This window comes from Streptomyces sp. NPDC005805, from assembly GCF_040630445.1.
Lineage (GTDB): Bacteria > Actinomycetota > Actinomycetes > Streptomycetales > Streptomycetaceae > Streptomyces.
In genome coordinates, this window is sequence record NZ_JBEXXN010000004.1 from 107,589 (window position 1) to 122,512 (window position 14,924).

A 14,924-nucleotide genomic window follows, 5' to 3' on the forward strand; every position below is an offset into this window, starting at 1 on the left:
AAGCCAATACGCATAACGAACCAGAAGAATACCCGTGGCCCCCCGCACGGGTCAAAACGCTCCCCGGGGCCCGGGGCCACCGCGCCCGGGCCCGCCGGGTCCGGGCCGCCGGGTCCGGGTCCGCTACCGCGCCCGCTCCACCCGCCGCTCGTCCCACACCGGCTCCGGCGTCTCCCGGACCCGGCCGTCCGCGCCGAACACCAGATAGCGGTCGAAGGACCGGGCGAACCAGCGGTCGTGCGTGACCGCGAGCACCGTCCCCTCGTACGCCTCCAGACCCGCCTGGAGCGCCTCGGCCGACTCCAGGTCCAGGTTGTCGGTGGGCTCGTCGAGCAGCAGGGCGGTGGTGCCCGCCAGCTCCAGGAGCAGGATCTGGAACCGCGCCTGCTGCCCGCCGGACAGCTTCTCGAAGGGCTGGTCGCCCTGCCGCTCCAGCTCGTAGCGGCGCAGCACGGACATCGCCCCGCCCCGGTCCTTGGCGTGCTCCGTCCACAGGACGTCCACCAGGGTGCGGCCCAGGAGCTCGGGGTGGATGGGGGTACCTCCCATGCCCGAAGGGCTATGGGGGAGGGTCTGGGCGAAGTGGCCGGGGACGACCCGCGCGCCGAGCCGCCACTGCCCGGTGTGCGCGACCGTGTCCCCCGCCAGCAGCCGCAGGAAGTGGGACTTGCCGGAGCCGTTGGAGCCCAGCACGGCCACCCGCTCCCCGTAGAACACCTCCAGCGAGAAGGGCTTCATCAGCCCGGTCAACTCCAGGTCCTCGCAGGTCAGCGCCCGCACCCCGGTGCGGCCGCCGCGCAGCCGCATCCGGATGTCCTGCTCGCGCGGCGGCTCCGGCGGCGGGCCCGCGTCCTCGAACTTCCGCAGCCGGGTCTGCATCGCCCGGTAGCGGGAGGCCATGTCGGGGCTGTTCGCCGCCTGCTGCCGCAGCCGCAGCACCAGGGCCTTCAGCCGCGCGTGCTCCTCGTCCCAGCGGCGCTTGAGCTCCTCGAAGCGGGCGAACCGCTCCCGGCGCGCCTCGGGGAAGGTGGCGAAGCCGCCGCCGTGCACCCATACGTCCGAGCCGGCCGGGCCGGGCTCCACGCTGACGATCCGCTCGGCCGCCCGGGAGAGCAGTTCCCGGTCGTGGGAGACGAAGAGGACGGTCTTGCGGGTCTCCTTCAGCCGGTCCTCCAGCCACCGCTTGCCGGGCACGTCGAGGTAGTTGTCCGGCTCGTCCAGCAGCAGCACCTCGTCCGGGCCGCGCAGCAGGGCCTCCAGCACCAGCCGCTTCTGCTCGCCGCCGGAGAGGGTGCGCACCTGGCGCCACTGCGCCTTCTCGTACGGGACGCCCAGGGCGGCCATCGTGCACATGTCCCAGACGGTCTCCGCCTCGTAGCCGCGCGCCTCCGCCCAGTCGCTCAGCGCCTGTGCGTACGCCATCTGCGCCCGCTCGTCGTCGACGGTCATCACGGCGTGCTCGGCCGCGTCCACCGCGACGGCCGCCTGGCGGATACGCGGCTGGGCGACGGAGACCAGCAGGTCCCGTACGGTCCGCTCGTCCCGCACCGAGCCGACGAACTGCGGCATCACACCGAGCCCGCCGGTCACCGTCACCGAGCCGCCGTGCGGCTGGAGTTCACCGGAGAGGATGCGCAGCAGGGTCGTCTTGCCCGCGCCGTTGGCGCCGACCAGGGCCGCGACCGCGCCCTCGCCGACCCGGAACGACGCGTCCCCGAGGAGCACCCGCCCGTCCGGAAGGTAGTACTCCAGATGTGCCGCCTCCACATGTCCCATGCGACCGATTGTCACCGCCCCGACCCACTCGGCCCAACAGGTTTAGGATGCGCGGCATGAGCTTTGGGCAGGGGGGACCTCAGTGGGGTTCCGGCGGACAGCAACAGGACCCTTACGGCCAGGGCCCGTACGGCCAGGGCAACGACCCCTACGGGCAGGGCTCCTACGACGACGACCGGAGCCGGTACGGCGGCTCCCAGGGCCGGTACGGCTCCGACCCGGGCACCCCCGACTGGGCCGCCCTCGCCGACGCCTCCGCCGCGCGCACCCGCCGCCGGCGCTGGCTGATGGTGGGCGGCGGCGGACTCGCGACGGCCCTGATAGCCGGCGCCGTCGCGACCGCGATCGTCTCCTCCAACAAGGACAACGGCGGCACGACGGCCTCCGGCGAGAACAGCACCCTGCCGACCGCCCCCACGCTCCCGCAGGACACCACCCAGCCCCAGCCGTCCTTCTCCTCGGTCGCCCCGCTCCCCCCGCCGAACCCGAAGGACTTCGTCTCGGACCGCAAGAAGGACACGGCCCCGCTCAGCGCCGACACCCTCTTCCCGGGCGCCAAGCTCACCATGGGCAACGGGGAGCGCGTCTACACCAAGGGCCTCACCACCCGCACCGGCAACTGCGCCTCCGTCACCACCGGCGCCCTCGGCGGGGTGCTGGAACGCAACGGCTGCGAGCAGGTGTTCCGCGCGACCTACCTCCGGGACGGCATCGCGGTCACGGTCGGCGTCGCCACCTTCGAGAACGAGAAGACCGCGAAGAAGGTCGTCCAGGAGGCTCGGGGCGGGGTCGCCCCGCTGCCCGGCAAGGGCGTCTCCGGCTTCTGCAAGGGCGGCCCGGTCTGCCGCAACACCTACAACTCCTACGGCCGGTACGCCTACTTCACCCTCACCGGCTACACCACGGCCAAGTCGGTGACCAGCAAGGACACCGCCGCGTACCGGACCGGGGACGACATCGGGGAGTTCGCGTTCCGGCAGATCGTCCGGCGCGGCGAGGCCCAGGCGTCGGCGGCCGCGACGGCGCCCGCCGGGTAGCCGACGCCCTCCGCCCGACGCCCCCCGGCCCGCTCTGGCGCAGCGCCCTCAGTCGCAGCCCGCGCAGCCCCGTGCGGCCGGCGCGGCGGCCGGACCCGCGGGCAGGGAGCGCTTGTTGCGGGCCTCCCTGCTGCGCGCGGCCAGCAACTCGTCCGCCGGGTAGCCCACTTCCTCCAGGGTCAGCCCATGGGGGCGCACCACATGGACGGCGGAGTCCCGCACCCCGGCGGCCAGCACCTTCGCGGGCCAGTCCACCGGCCGGTGCCCGTCGCCCACGAAGAGCAGCGCGCCCACCAGGGAGCGCACCATGTTGTGGCAGAAGGCGTCCGCCCGCACGGTCGCGGTGAGCACCCCCGAGGCGTCCCGTTCCCAGTCGAGCCGCTGGAGGGTGCGGATGGTCGTGGCGCCCTCGCGCTTCTTGCAGTACGCCGCGAAGTCGTGCTCCCCCACCAGCCGGGCGGCGGCCTCGTTCATGGCGTCCACGTCCAACGGCCAGTCGTGCCAGAGCACATGCCCGCGCAGCAAGGGGTCGACCCCGCCGGGGTGGTCGGTGACCCGGTACGCGTAGCGGCGCCAGATCGCCGAGAAGCGGGCGTTGAACCCCGCCGGGGCCTCCTCGGCCCGCCAGACGCGCACATCCCGGGACAGGCGTCCGGCCAGCCGCTTGAGCAGCTTCTCCCGGTGCTCGGCCCACAGCTCGACCGGCAGGTCGACGTGCGCGACCTGGCCGCGCGCGTGCACCCCCGCGTCCGTCCGCCCGGCCACGGTCAGCTCGTACGTGGTGCCCGAGCGGGTCACCGTGCGCAGGGCGTCCTCGACGTCCCCCTGCACCGTGCGCCGGCCGCCGGCCTGCTTGGCCCAGCCGGAGAAGTCCGTGCCGTCGTACGAAAGATCCAGCCGCACCCGGACGAACCCGGGCTCCACCTCGTCGCTCACGCGACCATCCTCTCAACTCGCGTACGGCGCGCCGCACCCCGCGCACCATGCGGAACGGGCCCGCCCCCGTGAGGGGACGGACCCGTTCGGCGAACCGGGACCGGGCCGCGGGGGCCCGGAGCCGGGTTCAGGCGTCCTTGGACTCCTCGGCGGCGTCCTCGGACTTCGCCTCGACGGCCTCGTCGGTCGTGGCCTCGGCGGCCTCGTCCTTCTTGAGGGCGTCTTCCTTGACCGCACGCTTGGTGGCGGCCTCGGCCTCGGCGACGGTCGCCTTCTTGGCGATCTCACCCTCGACCAGCTCGATCACGGCCATCGGGGCGTTGTCGCCACGACGGTTGCCGATCTTGGTGATGCGGGTGTAGCCGCCGGGACGCTCGGCGTAACGCGGAGCGATCTCGGTGAACAGGGTGTGCACGACACCCTTGTCCGTGATGCTCTGCAGCACCAGGCGACGGTTGTGGATGTCGCCCTTCTTCGCCTTGGTGATCAGGCGCTCGGCGACCGGACGCAGGCGGCGGGCCTTGGCCTCGGTCGTGGTGATGCGGCCGTGCTCGAACAGCGACTTCGCCAGGTTCGCGAGAAGCAGCTTCTCGTGAGCGGCGCTGCCACCGAAACGGGCTCCCTTGGTGGGACGCGGCATGGTGTTTCTCCTTGGTGTCTGCACCGGCCGTACCAGGTACCGGTGTCAGTATCCGAGCAGGCGGTTACCTGTCGGAGATCCGGGGCGTCCCCACAGGGGGCGCCCCGGAAGGGGCGCGGGGCGGTACTGCATCTGCGGCTCCGCCGCGTGGGCGCGATCAGCCACAGCCGACCCGCACCCGGGTACGGACCGTGAGGCCCGAGCTCTCAGTACTGCTCGGTCTCGACGAAGCCCGCGTCCGCGTCGTCGTCCGCGCCGAAGGCGTCGGCGGCGGCGGTCGGGTCGAATCCGGGCGGGCTGTCCTTGAGCGCCAGGCCCATGCCGGCCAGCTTCGCCTTGACCTCGTCGATCGACTTCGCACCGAAGTTGCGGATGTCGAGCAGGTCCGCCTCGGAGCGCGCCACGAGCTCACCCACGGAGTGGATGCCCTCACGCTTGAGGCAGTTGTAGGAGCGGACCGTGAGCTCCAGCTCCTCGATCGGCAGCGCCAGGTCCGCGGCGAGGGCGGCGTCCGTCGGGGACGGGCCCATGTCGATGCCCTCGGCGTCGATGTTGAGCTCGCGCGCCAGACCGAACAGCTCGACCAGGGTCTTGCCGGCGGACGCCATGGCGTCGCGCGGGCGCATGGCCTGCTTGGTCTCGACGTCGACGATCAGCTTGTCGAAGTCGGTGCGCTGCTCGACACGGGTCGCCTCGACCTTGTAGGTGACCTTGAGAACCGGCGAGTAGATGGAGTCGACCGGGATACGGCCGATCTCCTGGCCCACCTGCTTGTTCTGGACGGCGGAGACGTAGCCGCGACCGCGCTCGACGGTCAGCTCCATCTCCAGCTTGCCCTTGCCGTTGAGGGTGGCGAGGACCAGGTCGGGGTTGTGCACCTCGACACCGGCCGGCGGCGCGATGTCCGCGGCGGTGACCAGGCCGGGGCCCTGCTTGCGCAGGTACATCACGACCGGCTCGTCGTGCTCCGAGGAGACGACCAGCTGCTTGATGTTGAGGATGAGGTCGGTCACGTCCTCCTTGACGCCCGGCACGGTGGTGAACTCGTGCAGGACACCGTCGATGCGGATGGACGTGACGGCCGCACCCGGGATCGAGGAGAGGAGGGTGCGGCGGAGGCTGTTGCCGAGCGTGTAGCCGAAGCCCGGCTCCAGGGGCTCGATGACGAACCGCGAGCGGTACTCGTCGACGACCTCTTCGGTCAGCGAGGGACGCTGAGCGATCAGCATGGTGTGAATTCCTTCAGTCGTGGACGCCCGCTATTTGACGTCCTCTGATACAGGGTACGGGCGGCACGCCCCGAAGGGGACGTACCGCCCGGAACACCCTGGTCCAGCAGCCGGGCCGCGAGGCCCGCGCCGTGCGTCAGACGCGGCGGCGCTTCGGCGGACGGCAGCCGTTGTGCGGGGTGGGGGTGACGTCCTGGATCGAGCCGACCTCCAGGCCGGTGGCCTGGAGCGAACGGATCGCGGTCTCACGGCCGGAGCCGGGACCCTTGACGAAGACGTCGACCTTGCGCATGCCGTGCTCCTGCGCGCGGCGGGCGGCCGACTCGGCGGCCATCTGCGCGGCGAAGGGGGTGGACTTGCGCGAGCCCTTGAAGCCGACGTGGCCGGCGGAGGCCCAGGAGATCACGTTGCCCGAGGGGTCGGTGATCGAGACGATCGTGTTGTTGAACGTGCTCTTGATGTGCGCGTGGCCGTGAGCGACGTTCTTCTTTTCCTTGCGGCGCACCTTCTTGACTGCGCCCTGACGTCCCTTGGGGGGCATCTCTTAACTCCTACGGGAGGTGGTCGGTCCTGCAGCGAAGACCGTGGACAGATGTCCGCTGAGGACTACTTCTTGCCCGGCTTCTTCTTGCCGGCGATCGCGCGACGCGGGCCCTTGCGGGTACGCGCGTTCGTGCTGGTGCGCTGGCCGTGGACCGGCAGGCCGCGACGGTGGCGCAGACCCTGGTAGCAGCCGATCTCGACCTTGCGGCGGATGTTGGCCTGGATGTCGCGGCGGAGGTCACCTTCGGTCTGGAAGTTGACGTCCACGTACTCGCGGATCTTGACCAGGTCCTCTTCGGGGAGGTCACGAACGCGGGTGTTCGGGTCGACACCGGTGGCGGCGAGGGTCTCCTGGGACCGCGTGCGCCCGATGCCGAAGACGTAGGTGAGGGCGACCTCGATGCGCTTGTCGCGCGGAAGGTCAACGCCTTCAAGGCGTGCCATTCATGGCTCCTGATGTAGTCGGAGGTCTTCCGCAAGGTCGTTCCGTGGCCGCCGACCCCGCGAGCGGGGTGGTACGACCAGGTCTCCGGCCTCCACCGGAGGTGTCGCCGGCCGAAGCCAGGCGGACCCTGCGTATGTACATGGTGTTACGTGCGTCGCGCGAAGACTGCGAGTGTGGTGCAGGTGGTCGTGCGTCAGCCCTGGCGCTGCTTGTGGCGCAGGTTGTCGCAGATGACCATGACCCGGCCGTGACGGCGGATCACCTTGCACTTGTCGCAGATCTTCTTGACGCTCGGCTTGACCTTCATGGGATGTGAGGTTCTCCGGGTCAGTGCCGCCACCCCGCGAGAGGGGGTGCGACAAGATCTACTTGTAGCGGTAGACGATCCGGCCACGCGTCAGGTCGTAGGGAGAGAGCTCCACCACGACCCGGTCGTCCGGGAGGATGCGGATGTAGTGCATGCGCATCTTGCCGGAGATGTGCGCGAGGACCTTGTGACCGTTCTGGAGCTCCACCTTGAACATGGCGTTCGGGAGGGACTCGATCACGGTGCCCTCGATTTCGATGGCACCTTGCTTCTTGGCCACGCTACGCCCTTCGAATCGGCTACCTTGATCGACCCTCGTTCCGGGTGCGGACACACGGATACACGAGAGCCGACGCATCAGTCTACGTCAGGGCCTTCGAAAAGACGAATCCGTCAAGCATGCCCACCGCCGGTGATCGTTACGCGGCGGTCGCCCGTGCGGCCGGGCCCCGCGGGCCCGGCCGGGGTCGTCAGCCGCGGCCCGCGGGGTCCGGGGCGGCGGTGACGCCCAGCTCGGCCAGCTTGGCCCGGCCGCCGTCGGGGGACGTCAGCACCAGGGGGCCCTCCTCGGTCAGGGCCACGGAGTGCTCCCAGTGCGAGGACCAGGTGCCGTCGGTGGTGATCACGGTCCAGTCGTCGGCGAGGACCTCGGTGTGCGGGGTGCCGAGGGAGACCATCGGCTCGATCGCCAGGCAGAAGCCGGGGACCAGCTTGGGGCCGCGTCCGCGCTTGCGGGAGACGTAGTTCAGCAGGTGCGGGTCCATGTGCATCTCGGTGCCGATGCCGTGGCCGCCGTAGTCCTCGATGATCCCGTACTTGCCGGTCGCCGGGCGGGGCTGGCGGCGGATGTAGGTCTCGATCGCGCGGGAGACGTCGACGAGCCGGTTGCCGTTCCTCATCGCCGCGATGCCGGCCCACATCGACTCCTCGGTCACCCGGGAGAGCTCGATCAGCTCCGGGGCGTGACCGGTGCCGACGAAGGCCGTGTAGGCCGCGTCCCCGTGCCAGCCGTCCACGATGGCGCCGCAGTCGATCGAGATGATGTCCCCGTCCTTGAGGACCGTCTTCTCGTCCGGGATGCCGTGGACGACGACCTCGTTGACCGAGGTGCAGATCGTGGCGGGGAAGCCGCCGTAGCCGAGGAAGTTCGACTTGGCGCCGTGGTCGGAGATCACCTTGCGGGCGACCTCGTCCAGGTCGCGGGTGGTCGCGCCGGGGACCGCCGCCTCACGGGTCGCCGCGTGGATGGCCGCGACGACCAGTCCCGCCTCGCGCATCTTCGCGATCTGCTCGGGGGTCTTGATCTGCACCATTGCGGCGGGGGCCTTTCGGGGGGACGACGGCGGACGTACAGGGGTCCTGCTCAACGATAAGGCCGCGGCGTCCTCGGGACACCGCGGCCGAATCGGGGTTCGTGCGGGAGGCTCAGGCGGCCTTGCCGACCTGGAGGGCCTCCATGGCACGGGCGGTCACATCGGCGACCTGGCCGAGCGCCGAGATCGTGACGACCAGTCCCTGGGCCCGGTAGTAGTCGATGATCGGCTCGGTCTGGGTGTGGTAGACCTCCAGGCGCTTGCGGACGGTCTCCTCGGAGTCGTCGTCGCGCTGGTACAGCTCGCCGCCGCACTCGTCGCACACGCCCTCGGACTTCGGCGGGGTGTAGACGACGTGGAAGACGTGCGCGCTGTTGTTGCGGCACACCCGGCGGCCGGCGATGCGCTTGACCACCTCGTCCTCGGGGACCTCCAGGTCGAGGACGGCGTCCAGCTCGACGCCCTCGCCCTTCAGCATCTCGTCCAGCGCCTCGGCCTGGCCCACGTTGCGCGGGAAGCCGTCCAGCAGGAAGCCGTTCGCCGCGTCGGACTGACCCATGCGGTCCCTGGCCATCCCGATGGTCACCTCGTCCGGCACCAGGTTGCCGGCGTCCATGTACGCCTTGGCCTGCTTGCCAAGTTCGGTGCCCTGGGAGATGTTGGCGCGGAACAGGTCGCCCGTGGAGATGTGCGGGATGGACAGGTTCTTCGCGAGGAAGGCAGCCTGCGTTCCCTTCCCGGCACCGGGCGGTCCGACGAGGACGATTCGCATCAGCGGAGGAACCCTTCGTAATTACGCTGCTGGAGCTGGCTCTCGATCTGCTTCACGGTCTCCAGACCGACACCCACGATGATGAGGATGCTGGTGCCGCCGAACGGGAAGTTGGCATTGGCACCGCCGAAGCCTGCCAACGCCACTGTCGGCACGAGAGCGATCAGACCCAGGTACAGCGAGCCCGGCCAAGTGATCCTGTTGAGCACGTAGCTCAGGTACTCGGCAGTAGGACGACCGGCCCGGATGCCCGGGATGAACCCACCATACTTCTTCATGTTGTCGGCAACTTCGTCGGGGTTGAACGAGATCGCCACATAGAAGAACGCGAAGAACACGATCAGCACGAAGTACAACGAGATGTACAACGGGCCGTCGGGCTGCACCAGGTTGGCTTCGATCCAGGTCTTCCAGCCGGACTGGCCACTGGAGAACTGGGCGACGAGGGCCGGGATGTAGAGCAGCGAAGAAGCGAAGATGACGGGAATCACACCCGCCTGGTTCACCTTGAGCGGGATGTACGTGGACGTACCGCCGTAGGACCTGCGGCCGATCATGCGCTTCGCGTACTGCACCGGGATACGGCGCTGGGCCTGTTCGACGAAGACGACGAGGCCCACCATGGCGAAGCCGATCAGGATGACCGTGCCGAACTCGATCCAGCCACCCGCCAGGTTGCCGCTCTTCTTGATGGCCCACAGGGCGCCCGGGAAGCCGGCGGCGATCGAGATGAACATGAGGATCGACATGCCGTTGCCGATGCCGCGGTCGGTGACGAGCTCACCGAGCCACATCACGACGGCGGTTCCGGCGGTCATGGTGACGACCATGATGACCGTGGTGAAGATCGAGCGGTCGGGCACGATCTCGTTGGCCACCCGGCAGCCGCTGAAGAGCGCGCCGCTGCGGGCGGTGGCCACCAGGCCGGTGCCCTGGAGGACGGCGAGGGCGATCGTCAGGTAACGCGTGTACTGCGTGATCTTCGCGGTACCGGACTGCCCCTCCTTCTTCAGCGCTTCGAGCCGCGGGATCACCACGGTCAGGAGCTGGAGGATGATGCTCGCCGTGATGTACGGCATCACGCCGAGCGCGAAGATGGTGATCTGGAGGAGAGCGCCGCCGCTGAACAGATCGACGAGACCCAGCAGACTGCCGCCGTTCTTGGACGCCTGTTCCACACAGATCTGGACGTTCTGATAGCTGACACCGGGCACGGGGATGTGCGCGCCGAGCCGGTACAGCACGATGATGCCAAGGGTAAAGAGCAGCTTCTTGCGCAGGTCGGGCGTCTTGAACGCCCGGGCGAACGCGGTGAGCACGGTGCCTCCTGCGACCCCCGCGCTACTGCGTCAGAGGTGACGGTCTTGAGGTTCGACGAATACGAATCAGGGCAAACGCGCCCGGTGGGCCTCCCGAGGCACACCGGACTGAAGTTAACAGTGCACGCCACCTTACCGGCGACCATGCCCCCCTAGGAACGACCAACCGGGGATGCCCCTTTTGGGAGGCATCCCCGGTCGCGTTTCAGGCCATCGGCTCGTCTCAGACGAGTTCGGTGACGGTACCGCCCGCGGCGGTGATCTTCTCCTTGGCGGAGCCGGAGACGGCGTCGACCGTCACCTGCAGCGCCACGGAGATCTCGCCCTGGCCCAGGACCTTGACGAGCTGGTTCTTGCGCACGGCACCCTTGGCGACCAGGTCGGCCACGGTGACCTCGCCACCCTGCGGGTACAGGGCCGCGAGCTTGTCCAGGTTCACGACCTGGAACTCGGTGCGGAACGGGTTCTTGAAGCCCTTGAGCTTCGGGAGGCGCATGTGGAGGGGCATCTGCCCACCCTCGAAGCGCTCCGGAACCTGGTAACGGGCCTTGGTGCCCTTTGTACCACGACCGGCCGTCTTACCCTTCGACGCCTCACCACGACCCACACGGGTCTTGGCGGTCTTGGCGCCCGGGGCGGGACGGAGGTTGTGGACCTTCAGCGGGTTCTGCTCCGCCATGTCAGTCGACCTCCTCGACCGTCACGAGGTGGCGGACGGTGTGCACCATGCCGCGGAACTCGGGGCGGTCCTCCTTGACGACCACGTCGTTCAGGCGCTTGAGCCCGAGCGAACGCAGGGTGTCGCGGTGGTTCTGCTTGCTGCCGATGTACGACTTGGTCTGCGTGATCTTGAGACGGGCCATTACGCACCCGCTCCCGCACGCGCACGCAGCAGGGCCGCGGGGGCGACGTCCTCAAGGGGCAGACCGCGGCGGGCCGCGATCTCCTCGGGACGCTGCAGGCCCTTGAGGGCCGCCACGGTCGCGTGAACGATGTTGATCGCGTTGTCCGAGCCGAGCGACTTCGACAGGATGTCGTGCACGCCCGCGCACTCCAGCACGGCACGCACCGGGCCACCGGCGATAACACCGGTACCGGGGGCGGCGGGCTTGAGCAGGACGACGCCGGCAGCCTTCTCACCCTGGATCGGGTGCGGGATGGTGCCCTGGATACGGGGGACCTTGAAGAAGTGCTTCTTGGCCTCCTCCACACCCTTGGCGATGGCGGCCGGCACCTCCTTGGCCTTGCCGTAACCGACACCCACGGTGCCGTCACCGTCGCCCACCACGACCAGCGCGGTGAAGCTGAAGCGACGACCACCCTTCACAACCTTGGCGACGCGGTTGATCGCGACAACGCGCTCAACGTACGCGGTCTTCTCGGCGGCGGCGGCGCCACCGTCGCGACCCTTCCGGTCCCGCCGCTCGCCGCCACCGGCACCGCTTCCGCGGCGCTGGGGTCCAGCCATTGGATTACCTCTCTCTGTTACGTCCGTTAGTCCCGGAACCGGGGCTCAGAACTTCAGCCCGGCCTCGCGGGCGGCGTCAGCCAGAGCGGCAATGCGCCCGGCGTACCTGTTGCCACCACGGTCGAACACGACGGCCTCGACACCGGCGGCCTTGGCGCGCTCGGCGACCAGGGCGCCGACCTGCTTGGCCTGCGCGGACTTGTCGCCCTCGCCACCGCGGATCGAAGCGTCCAGGGTGGACGCCGACGCCAGGGTGTGACCCTTCAGGTCGTCGATGACCTGGGCGACGATGTTCCGGTTCGAGCGCGTCACGACGAGGCGCGGACGCTCCGCCGTACCCGACACGTTCTTGCGGATGCGGATGTGACGGCGCTGCTTCGCGGCGCGCTTGTAGGCGTCGCCCTTAGCGATCTTCGTGCCGTATGCCATGGCTTACTTACCCGCCTTTCCGACCTTGCGGCGGATGACCTCGCCCGCGTACTTGACGCCCTTGGCCTTGTACGGGTCGGGCTTCCGCAGCTTGCGGATGTTCGCGGCGACCTCGCCGACCTTCTGCTTGTCGATGCCCTCGACCGAGAACTTGGTCGGCGACTCGACCTTGAAGGAGATCCCCTCGGGGGCCTCCACCAGGATCGGGTGGCTGTAACCGAGCTGGAACTCCAGGTTGGAGCCCTTGGCTGCGACGCGGTAACCGACACCGCTGATCTCGAGCGCCTTGGTGTATCCCTGGGTCACGCCGGTGATCATGTTCGCCACCAGCGTGCGGGACAGGCCGTGCAGGGCCTTGTTCTGACGCTCGTCGTTGGGACGGGTGACGTTGAGAACGCCGTCCTCGCCCTTCACAATCTCGATCGGCGCGGCAACGGTGTGCGTGAGGGAGCCCTTGGAGCCCTTCACGGTGACCGTACGGCCGTCGATGGTGACGTCCACACCGGCGGGAACCTGGATGGGGAGCTTGCCGATACGCGACATGAGCTATTCCTCCGTTCCCGACTACCAGACGTAGGCGAGGACTTCCCCACCCACGCCCTTCTTCTGCGCCTGCTGGCCGGTCAGGAGACCGTGGGACGTGGAGATGATCGCCACGCCCAGGCCGCCGAGGACCTTCGGCAGGTTGGTGGACTTCGCGTAAACACGCAGACCCGGCTTGGAGATGCGCTTGATGCCGGCGATCGAACGCTCACGGTTCGGGCCGAACTTCAGCTCCAGGACGAGGTTCTTGCCGACCTCGGCGTCCTCGACCTTCCAGCCGGTGATGAAACCCTCCTGCTGGAGGATCTCGGCGATGTGCGACTTGATCTTGCTGTGCGGCATGGCCACGGAGTCGTGGTACGCCGAGTTCGCGTTACGCAGACGCGTCAGCATGTCTGCGATCGGATCAGTCATGGTCATGAATTGGCCTTCGGCCTCTCTCGCCGGGGTTTCCTGTATGCGCCATCCCTCTCCCCACACAGGGGCGGGACGGGTGCGGCGCGGGGACCTACGGCGTAGTAAGTCGTGACGGGCGGCGGACGCCCAACCCCACAAGCCTACGGCATGTGAGGGAGGGCCTTCCGCCGACCCACTGCTTACCGAGAGACTCCGGTCATCCCAACTGGGGGATTACCAGGAGCTCTTGGTCACGCCCGGCAGCTCGCCACGGTGAGCCATCTCACGGAGGCACACGCGGCACAGGCCGAACTTGCGGTACACGGAGTGCGGGCGGCCACAGCGCTGGCAGCGGGTGTAGGCACGCACACCGAACTTGGGCTTACGAGCAGCCTTGGCAATCAGAGCCTTCTTCGCCATCTCGCTCACGCCTCCTTGAACGGGAAGCCGAGGTGACGCAGAAGGGCACGGCCCTCGTCGTCGTTGGTCGCCGTGGTGACCACGGTGATGTCCATACCCCGGACGCGGTCGATCTTGTCCTGGTCGATCTCGTGGAACATGACCTGCTCCGTGAGACCGAAGGTGTAGTTGCCACGGCCGTCGAACTGCTTGGGGGACAGACCGCGGAAGTCGCGGATGCGCGGGAGCGCGAGCGACAGGGTGCGGTCCAGGAACTCCCACATGCGGTCGCCACGGAGCGTGACGTGGGCACCGATCGGCTGACCCTCACGCAGCTTGAACTGCGCGATGGACTTGCGGGCCTTGGTGACGGCCGGCTTCTGACCGGTGATCGTGGTGAGGTCGCGAATCGCGCCGTCGATCAGCTTGGAGTCGCGGGCGGCGTCGCCCACACCCATGTTGACCACGATCTTGACGAGGCCGGGAACCTGCATGACGTTCTCGTAGGAGAACTCCTCACGCAGCTTGCCCGCGATCTCCTCGCGGTACTTCGTCTTCAGACGCGGAGTGGTGGTGGTCGCCATCAGATGTCCTCACCCGTCCGCTTGGCAACGCGGATCTTGTTGCCCTCGTCGTCGAAGCGGTAACCGACGCGGGTCACGACCTTCTTGCCGTCCTTCTCCACGACGAGCTGAACGTTGCTCACGTGGACGGGGGCCTCGGTCGTCACGATCCCGCCGGTCTGCGAACCGCGAGCGGTCTGACCGGCCTTGGTGTGCTTCTTGACCCGGTTGACACCCTCGACCAGGACACGGTCCTCACGGGGGAAGGCCGCGATGACCTTGCCCTGCTTGCCCTTGTCCTTACCGGTGATGACCTGGACCAGGTCGCCCTTCTTGATCTTCATGCTTACAGCACCTCCGGCGCGAGCGAGATGATCTTCATGAACTTCTTCTCGCGCAGCTCACGGCCGACCGGGCCGAAGATACGGGTGCCGCGAGGGTCGCCGTCGTTCTTCAGAATGACGGCGGCGTTCTCGTCGAAGCGGATGTACGAGCCGTCCTGGCGGCGGCGCTCCTTGACGGTGCGAACGATGACCGCCTTGACGACGTCACCCTTCTTCACGTTGCCACCGGGGATCGCGTCCTTGACGGTGGCGACGATGACGTCACCGATGCCCGCGTAGCGGCGGCCGGAACCACCGAGAACACGGATGCAAAGGATCTCCTTGGCACCAGTGTTGTCGGCGACGCGCAGCCGCGACTCCTGCTGGATCACGTCTATCTCCTGATTGTCTGCCGGTTCCCGGCGGGGGCCGCTCCTCGTGGAGCGAACCCCCGCCGAGCCTGGCGGAACGAACTCGAAGGGTTAC

The 14,924-nt window shown here is 68.7% G+C and carries 22 protein-coding genes; 1 reads left to right on the forward strand and 21 read right to left on the reverse strand.

What is annotated here, in order from left to right; translation table 11 throughout:
• Nucleotides 1-123 precede the first annotated feature (123 nt).
• On the reverse strand, nucleotides 124-1,776 hold the full coding sequence (locus ABZ457_RS04115; RefSeq protein ID WP_359153654.1) for an ATP-binding cassette domain-containing protein: 1,653 nt from the start codon (nucleotides 1,774-1,776) through the stop codon (nucleotides 124-126).
• 56 nt (nucleotides 1,777-1,832) lie between these two features.
• Here ABZ457_RS04115 and ABZ457_RS04120 point away from each other — a divergent pair, with 56 nt between their 5' ends.
• The gene (locus tag ABZ457_RS04120; protein ID WP_359153656.1) at nucleotides 1,833-2,813 is read left to right on the forward strand and encodes a hypothetical protein; all 981 of its coding nucleotides are present in this window, start codon (nucleotides 1,833-1,835) and stop codon (nucleotides 2,811-2,813) included.
• Between the two features lie 48 nt (nucleotides 2,814-2,861).
• Here the strand turns inward: ABZ457_RS04120 and truA are convergent, their stop codons facing one another.
• The 20 genes from truA to rplN all read right to left on the reverse strand — a co-directional run bounded on the left by truA (nucleotide 2,862) and on the right by rplN (nucleotide 14,830).
• Nucleotides 2,862-3,749: a tRNA pseudouridine(38-40) synthase TruA gene (gene truA, locus ABZ457_RS04125; protein WP_359153658.1), complete on the reverse strand. Its 888-nt coding sequence runs from the start codon at nucleotides 3,747-3,749 to the stop codon at nucleotides 2,862-2,864.
• A gap of 127 nt (nucleotides 3,750-3,876) precedes the next feature.
• The gene (gene rplQ / locus ABZ457_RS04130) at nucleotides 3,877-4,389 is read right to left on the reverse strand and encodes a 50S ribosomal protein L17 (protein ID WP_018847487.1); all 513 of its coding nucleotides are present in this window, start codon (nucleotides 4,387-4,389) and stop codon (nucleotides 3,877-3,879) included.
• A gap of 206 nt (nucleotides 4,390-4,595) precedes the next feature.
• Nucleotides 4,596-5,618, reverse strand: a complete 1,023-nt coding sequence (locus ABZ457_RS04135; protein WP_003956430.1) for a DNA-directed RNA polymerase subunit alpha — start codon at nucleotides 5,616-5,618, stop codon at nucleotides 4,596-4,598.
• Between the two features lie 136 nt (nucleotides 5,619-5,754).
• Nucleotides 5,755-6,159, reverse strand: coding sequence for a 30S ribosomal protein S11 (rpsK, locus tag ABZ457_RS04140; protein ID WP_017949643.1), 405 nt, complete (start codon nucleotides 6,157-6,159; stop codon nucleotides 5,755-5,757).
• A gap of 65 nt (nucleotides 6,160-6,224) precedes the next feature.
• Nucleotides 6,225-6,605: a 30S ribosomal protein S13 gene (rpsM, locus tag ABZ457_RS04145; RefSeq protein ID WP_359153661.1), complete on the reverse strand. Its 381-nt coding sequence runs from the start codon at nucleotides 6,603-6,605 to the stop codon at nucleotides 6,225-6,227.
• Between the two features lie 194 nt (nucleotides 6,606-6,799).
• A complete protein-coding gene (rpmJ, locus tag ABZ457_RS04150) occupies nucleotides 6,800-6,913 on the reverse strand; it encodes a 50S ribosomal protein L36 (protein ID WP_003956441.1) in 114 nt (37 codons plus the stop codon).
• 58 nt (nucleotides 6,914-6,971) lie between these two features.
• On the reverse strand, nucleotides 6,972-7,193 hold the full coding sequence (gene infA / locus ABZ457_RS04155; RefSeq protein WP_003956442.1) for a translation initiation factor IF-1: 222 nt from the start codon (nucleotides 7,191-7,193) through the stop codon (nucleotides 6,972-6,974).
• A gap of 190 nt (nucleotides 7,194-7,383) precedes the next feature.
• Nucleotides 7,384-8,226, reverse strand: coding sequence for a type I methionyl aminopeptidase (gene map / locus ABZ457_RS04160; RefSeq protein WP_359153663.1), 843 nt, complete (start codon nucleotides 8,224-8,226; stop codon nucleotides 7,384-7,386).
• A gap of 112 nt (nucleotides 8,227-8,338) precedes the next feature.
• Entirely contained in the window at nucleotides 8,339-8,998 is a 660-nt protein-coding gene (locus tag ABZ457_RS04165) for an adenylate kinase (RefSeq protein ID WP_359153665.1), read from the reverse strand.
• Nucleotides 8,998-10,317, reverse strand: a complete 1,320-nt coding sequence (gene secY / locus ABZ457_RS04170; protein WP_359153667.1) for a preprotein translocase subunit SecY — start codon at nucleotides 10,315-10,317, stop codon at nucleotides 8,998-9,000. The genes ABZ457_RS04165 and secY overlap by 1 nt, the downstream gene beginning before the upstream one ends.
• Before the next feature lie 223 nt (nucleotides 10,318-10,540).
• Nucleotides 10,541-10,996 carry a 50S ribosomal protein L15 gene (rplO, locus tag ABZ457_RS04175; protein WP_018847492.1) on the reverse strand — a complete coding sequence of 152 codons (456 nt, stop codon included), beginning with the start codon at nucleotides 10,994-10,996 and terminating at the stop codon, nucleotides 10,541-10,543.
• Between the two features lies 1 nt (nucleotide 10,997).
• Nucleotides 10,998-11,180, reverse strand: coding sequence for a 50S ribosomal protein L30 (gene rpmD / locus ABZ457_RS04180; protein ID WP_005313525.1), 183 nt, complete (start codon nucleotides 11,178-11,180; stop codon nucleotides 10,998-11,000).
• Nucleotides 11,180-11,785 (reverse strand): 30S ribosomal protein S5, encoded by a 606-nt coding sequence (rpsE, locus tag ABZ457_RS04185; RefSeq protein WP_018847493.1) that lies wholly within the window; start codon nucleotides 11,783-11,785, stop codon nucleotides 11,180-11,182. The genes rpmD and rpsE overlap by 1 nt, the downstream gene beginning before the upstream one ends.
• A 45-nt stretch (nucleotides 11,786-11,830) precedes the next feature.
• Nucleotides 11,831-12,214, reverse strand: coding sequence for a 50S ribosomal protein L18 (gene rplR, locus ABZ457_RS04190; RefSeq protein ID WP_018847494.1), 384 nt, complete (start codon nucleotides 12,212-12,214; stop codon nucleotides 11,831-11,833).
• 3 nt (nucleotides 12,215-12,217) lie between these two features.
• Nucleotides 12,218-12,757 carry a 50S ribosomal protein L6 gene (gene rplF, locus ABZ457_RS04195; RefSeq protein ID WP_019888764.1) on the reverse strand — a complete coding sequence of 180 codons (540 nt, stop codon included), beginning with the start codon at nucleotides 12,755-12,757 and terminating at the stop codon, nucleotides 12,218-12,220.
• Nucleotides 12,758-12,778: 21 nt separating this feature from the next.
• Entirely contained in the window at nucleotides 12,779-13,177 is a 399-nt protein-coding gene (rpsH, locus tag ABZ457_RS04200; RefSeq protein ID WP_018847496.1) for a 30S ribosomal protein S8, read from the reverse strand.
• A gap of 210 nt (nucleotides 13,178-13,387) precedes the next feature.
• Complete coding sequence (locus tag ABZ457_RS04205) at nucleotides 13,388-13,573, reverse strand: type Z 30S ribosomal protein S14 (RefSeq protein WP_003956452.1); 186 nt, start codon at nucleotides 13,571-13,573, stop codon at nucleotides 13,388-13,390.
• A 5-nt stretch (nucleotides 13,574-13,578) separates the two neighbouring features.
• Nucleotides 13,579-14,136 (reverse strand): 50S ribosomal protein L5, encoded by a 558-nt coding sequence (gene rplE / locus ABZ457_RS04210; protein ID WP_018847497.1) that lies wholly within the window; start codon nucleotides 14,134-14,136, stop codon nucleotides 13,579-13,581.
• On the reverse strand, nucleotides 14,136-14,459 hold the full coding sequence (gene rplX / locus ABZ457_RS04215; protein ID WP_018847498.1) for a 50S ribosomal protein L24: 324 nt from the start codon (nucleotides 14,457-14,459) through the stop codon (nucleotides 14,136-14,138). The genes rplE and rplX overlap by 1 nt, the downstream gene beginning before the upstream one ends.
• Nucleotides 14,460-14,461: 2 nt before the next feature.
• A complete protein-coding gene (gene rplN, locus ABZ457_RS04220; RefSeq protein WP_003956455.1) occupies nucleotides 14,462-14,830 on the reverse strand; it encodes a 50S ribosomal protein L14 in 369 nt (122 codons plus the stop codon).
• Between the last annotated feature and the right edge of the window lie 94 nt (nucleotides 14,831-14,924).